Below are 5,407 nucleotides of genomic sequence, written 5' to 3'. Positions count from 1 at the left end.
CGGGTGTCACGTGTACGCGGTGCCTTACGGCCCTCGGCTCACCGATCGAATCTGCATCTCGTTTAAATCCACAAACCGTTCACGGCTTGTTGATTTATTAAGCCGCGACGCGTCAGCGGCCGGGTGCCCACGCATACCCGGTGCCTTACGGCCCTCGGCTCACCGATCCAATCTGCATCTCGTTTAATTCGACAAACCGTTTACGCGTTTCGCTACGGCTAAGTCTGCGTCCATCCCGTTGGATAGTTCTTGCGATCCTGTAGAATCGTTTGGTTAGATCATGCATCTGTAACCAAACGCTAGGAAGAGACGTTGTCCAACGAAGAAGCTGAGCCGAGCGAAATCGATACGTGTCACGTCTCGGTGATGCCCGACGAGGTGGTTTATTGGGTTGCCAGTCCTGAGGTCGCTCCGACGCCGCCTAAGATCGTGATCGATGGGACCTATGGTGGCGGCGGCCATTCGCGTTTGCTTCTCGAAGCGATCTCCGGTGCCGACGCCCGAGTGATCGGTTTGGATCGTGATCCGGCGGTCAGTGCTCGTGTGGAGAGCGAGTCGCATGATCCTCGGCTGACCGTTTTTTTGGCCAGCTACGAACAGGCCGCCAAGGCGCTAGAACAATTCGACTTGACCTCTGCCGATGCGATGGTGTTGGACCTCGGGTTGTCGAGTGACCAATTGGCTGATCGCGAACGAGGGTTTAGCTACACAGTCGATGGGCCATTGGATTTGCGATTCGATCCGGAAAACGGCGTGCCCGCGAGCCGTTGGTTGGCTCAGCACGACGAGAAACAGATCGCCGACGCCATCTACCAATACGGCGAAGAGCGTTTCAGTCGCCGGATTGCTCGCGCGATCGTGGCAAAACAACGCGAGCGGCAACCGATCAGCACAGTCAACGAGTTGGTCGAAATCTGTCGCCGCTGTGTTCCTCGCAGCCGCAATCACGATATTCACCCCGCGACGCGGACGTTCCAGGCACTGCGAATCGCGGTGAACGATGAGTTGGGGATTTTGGAGCGGACGCTTCGTGACGCGCCCGATTGGATCGCACCCGGTGGCCGGATGGTGATCATCAGCTTCCATTCCCTCGAAGATCGGATCGTGAAAAACGCGTTTCGCGATGACGATCGCTGGGAAGTGCTGACGAAAAAGCCTCTGCGGCCGACCGAGTCCGAAGTCGCTCATAACGCCCGTAGCCGCAGTGCCAAGCTGCGAGTCGCCCGCCGACGCTAAAATCTTTTTTTCTTTTTGAAAATCTCTTCCATGGGCTCGCTCGTCTTATCTTTAGACCCATGGAATCAACGCCCGCAAGTTCTGATGACACGCTCGACCAGCGGCTCCGATCGCGTTTGGAGGCCCAGTTTGCCGATGCGCACGGAGAATTGATCGGGACGCTGTTCTATTTGGTCGGAAATCGTGAAGACGCCCGCGATGCGCTTCAGGAAACGTTCCTGAAGTGTTGGCGGCATCGACAACAGATGGATCAGGTCTCGAATTTGAGGGCTTGGGTGTTTCGGATTGCACTGAACACCGGCCGCGATTGTCGCAAAGCTGCTTGGAATCGGCGGCGGCAACCAATCTTGGAGGAAACCGAAATGGTCTCGACCGCCGACTCACCCGACGCCGCACTGCTGAGAGACGAACAGCTCTCGGTGCTGCAGGCCCAAGTCCTCCGGCTCCGCGAGGAGGAACGCGAAGTGTTTCTGCTTCGCCAAAACGGCGACATGACGTACGAGCAAATTGCAGAAGCCATGTCGCTGCCGATCGGAACCGTCAAAACGCGAATGCGAATCGCCATCCGCCAACTGCGTGAATCAGTGGGAGGCCAATCATGAATACGAATCTGAATCATCAATACAGCGACAAGGACGAGTTGCGACAGGCGCTGTTGGAACTGCATTACGATCTGCTCGATGAACCCCAGGCCAGCGAGCTTCGCGCCGCGATCGTGTCCGACGCCGAGGTTGCCGCCGAGTGGGCCAACACGATGAAATTGGCGGGCAAGATCGCCGACGCTGCGAGATTGCCGGTGCAAAGTGCTTCGGCGCCGCCCGCGGCAAGTCCTGAAATCGATTCGCAGCCGAGCTCGCGGCCAGCGCCATCGGCTCAGATCGAAAAAACATCGGTTTGGGTTACGCCGACACTGATCGCGGGACTTGCCGCGCTGCTGGCATTTTTCATGATTGGTTGGTGGCACTTGTCCGAGCTGCCTGCAAAACCGATTGCTGCAGTACGGATCGAGGCCGAGGTGGTCGACCAAGCGAACGCATCTAACGAGTTTCTCGTCAAAACAACGCGGCTGGATGGTTCAGCGTCCAGCGTCAGCGGGTTTCAGGTGACTCCGGCGATGTTGTCGTTCTCGGTGCTTGCACAGAACGTGACATTGTTTTCCGGGGTTGCTGAAACGGATCATTTGGGCGTGGGCAAAATTGTTTTGCCCACCGACTTGGTAATCCCTCGCGAAGCGGAACTTCGTGTCGAAGCCACCTCGGCCAACGGCGAGCGGTCTGAGTCAAGTGTCGTCGTGCCGCTGGAACCGACCCGTTGCCTGACTTACTTGACGGTCGACCGTCCGGTCTATCGTCCGGGGGAAACGGTCTATTTTCGCTCCTTGACGCTGGAACGCACGTCGTTTCAGCCCAAAGTAGACGTGCCGGTTCGCTACGAGCTGTTGGACCCGAGTGGGGCGGCGGTGCCGGGGATGTTTAGCGAAGGGTTGACCGAGCGAGCGGTCGGTAACGGGGCGTTCACGATTCCCAAATCCGCACCGGGAGGCTCGTACACGTTAGTCGCCAAGAGCTTGGACGGGTTCTTTCCCGAGGAGCGTCGCGAGTTCCAAGTGCGTGCGTACCGAGTGCCCCGCTTTAAAACGGAACTGGAATTTAGCCAACGCAGCTATGGCCCCGGCGATACGGTGGAAGCTGATTTCAAAGCCGAGCGTGCCGAAGGAGGCATGTTGGCCAACGTGTCGGTAGCGATTGTCGCCAAAGTCGACGATGAAGTGATTTTCGAAGAACAGGCTGAAACAACCGAGTCGGGGACGTATGCGATTTCGTTTACGCTGCCAACCCATATCCGCAAAGGTGCGGGCCGGTTGGCGGTCGTGATCGACGATGGTGGAACGCAAGAGACGAAGGTGAAAACGATCCCGATTCAATTGGGCCGAGTCGATGTCGAGTTCTTCCCCGAGGGCGGCTACCTCGTCGATGGGCTGCGAAACCGCGTCTACTTCGTCGCTCGCAACTCGCTTGGCGAACCGATCGACATCAAGGGCGAGGTTCAATCGCGTGACGGACATCAAGTGGCGACCCTGCAAACGACTCGCGACGGGATGGGGCGTTTTGAATTTGTGCCCAAGCGTGACGAGCGTTATTCGTTGCGAGTCAGTTCGCCCATCGACGTGCACAATACGGTCCGGCTGCCTGCGGTGGTCAAGGAATTGCCGGTGATCGACACAGGGAATGGCGTCTTTGACGCGGGCGAGCCAATCACGATGCAAGTTCGCAGCACGGTGGATCGAAACGTCGTGGTGCGAGCGGTTTGCCGAGGTCAACTCGTTGCCGAGCAAATTGCGAAATTGAAACCAGGAACGAATCCAATGACCATTGCAGTGGGTAAAACAACCAACGGAGTAGTGCGAGTGACGGTGCTGGACGCCGACAAAACGCCGGCTTTGCCACTGGTGGAACGACTTGTTTTCTGTCGTCAAGAACGCGAACTGCAAGTCGAGATCGTGGAATCGGCCGACGGGCTTGATCGATCGCCGGGCGAGTCCGCTCGCTTGACGTTGCAAGTGCGTGACGAAACGGGCGAGCCGACCCCGGCGGTGCTGGGCGTTGCCGTGGTCGATGATGCCGCACTGCGTTTGGATGACACCGAACGGCCGAATTTGCGAACTCATTTCTTATTGACAAGCGAGATTCAAAAGCCCGAGGATCTCGAGCACGCAAATTTCTACTTGAGTGACACCGACGAGGCGGCGGAATCCGTCGACTTGCTGTTGGGCACCCAGGGGTGGCGACGGTTTGTCAGTGGATCGTCCGACCAACCCAATGTCGACTACCGCGAACAGTTAGTGCGACTGCTTGAACTCGATGGGGACCCGTTGGCGGCGACTCCAACGTCGTATCAAACCAACGGTCGCCAGGTTCAACAATGGAATCGTTACAGTGAAGCCGCTCAGGCAGCATGGCGATTGATCTTGTTCCAAACCCGAATCTTGATGGCGATGATTGTGCTGCTGTGGATGATCTCGATCGCCGTTCGCATGCGTCGTGCCTCTCACGCTCGTCTCGCCGGTCTGTTACTGTTGGCCGTGACGTCGCTGTTTCTGTATGGCTGTGGTGCCGAGCAGTATAGCGAAAGGGCATCGGTTGCTGCGGATGCCGGAGCCATGGATGAGTCTGCTGTGCAAGAGTCCCCGCCACAAATGGCGATGGAAGCGGAAGGGATGTTCATGGACGACATGCCGATGGACGGCATGGGGATGGGCGGGCCAGCGGTTGTACCGCCGGCACAGAATGGACTTGTTCTGTCAAAACGTAACGAAAGCAACCGGAACGCAGGTGGTAAGCAAGAATTCGACGACGGCGGGTTCGGCGGAAAAAATCGCCACGAATTCGACCAGAGCCGGGCGATGTTCGAAACCGACACGCTAACCGCGGATGATTTGAAACGATTGCTGGCGGCTCGCGGTTTGGATGCCGACTCGTTGGCATCACAGTTGTTGGATGAACTTCGTTTTCCAGTTCGCCAGTACGCTCATCGCCACGCCGTCGGTGACCCCGGAATCCGCGAAGATTTTGCGGAAACGTTGTACTGGCAGCCGCTGCTGATCACCGATTCCGAAGGCCGGGCGTCGATCCGGTTTGATTTGTCGGATTCGGTGACCACGTTTCGAGTCAGCGTCGATGCGCACGCGACCAGTGGCCGAATTGGATCGTTCGCAGGTGCGGTAACATCACGGTTGCCTTTCCAAATGGAACCCAAAATGCCGTTGGAAGTGACGACTGGCGATCGTATCGACTTGCCTGTCGCGGTGATCAATGCCACCAAGGCAGATATGCAGGTCGGCATGTCAATCAGCGCGGATTCGGCACTCCAGCCAGTGGGCGAAACGAGTCGTTCGTTGTCACTTGCTGCGGGTGAACGCCGACGCGAATTGATGTCACTGAACGTGTTGGCTGGTTCAGCCGAACAGGACGCCAAAGTTGAAATTCGCGGAAGCACGCAATCGCTGCAAGATTCCATCCGTCGGACGCTGCACATCGCACCGGCGGGATACCCGGTTAATGTCTCGATCGCGGGCCGCTTAAATGATCAGGCGTCCGTGCCGTTGTCGATCCCGGCTGATTTTGTGGAGGGTTCGCTGGCGGTTGCGGTGCGAGCCTATCCTTCGCCCGTT

General features: G+C 57.7%; 3 protein-coding genes. All 3 read left to right on the top strand.

Annotated elements, in window-relative coordinates:
- The first annotated feature begins 312 nt into the window (after positions 1-312).
- Positions 313-1,236: a 16S rRNA (cytosine(1402)-N(4))-methyltransferase RsmH gene (gene rsmH, locus RMSM_RS28330; RefSeq protein WP_008705278.1), complete on the top strand. Its 924-nt coding sequence runs from the start codon at positions 313-315 to the stop codon at positions 1,234-1,236.
- Between the two features lie 59 nt (positions 1,237-1,295).
- Positions 1,296-1,838 (top strand): RNA polymerase sigma factor, encoded by a 543-nt coding sequence (locus tag RMSM_RS28325; protein ID WP_008705276.1) that lies wholly within the window; start codon positions 1,296-1,298, stop codon positions 1,836-1,838.
- Positions 1,835-5,407: MG2 domain-containing protein (locus RMSM_RS28320; protein ID WP_008705274.1), on the top strand; the 3,573-nt coding region annotated here is incomplete at its 3' end. The genes RMSM_RS28325 and RMSM_RS28320, both read left to right, overlap by 4 nt.

The sequence above is a fragment of the Rhodopirellula maiorica SM1 genome (assembly GCF_000346295.1).
GTDB lineage: Bacteria > Planctomycetota > Planctomycetia > Pirellulales > Pirellulaceae > Novipirellula > Novipirellula maiorica.
The sequence above is the reverse complement of the archived record's forward strand: the minus strand, read 5'-3'. Positions and strand labels throughout refer to the sequence as shown.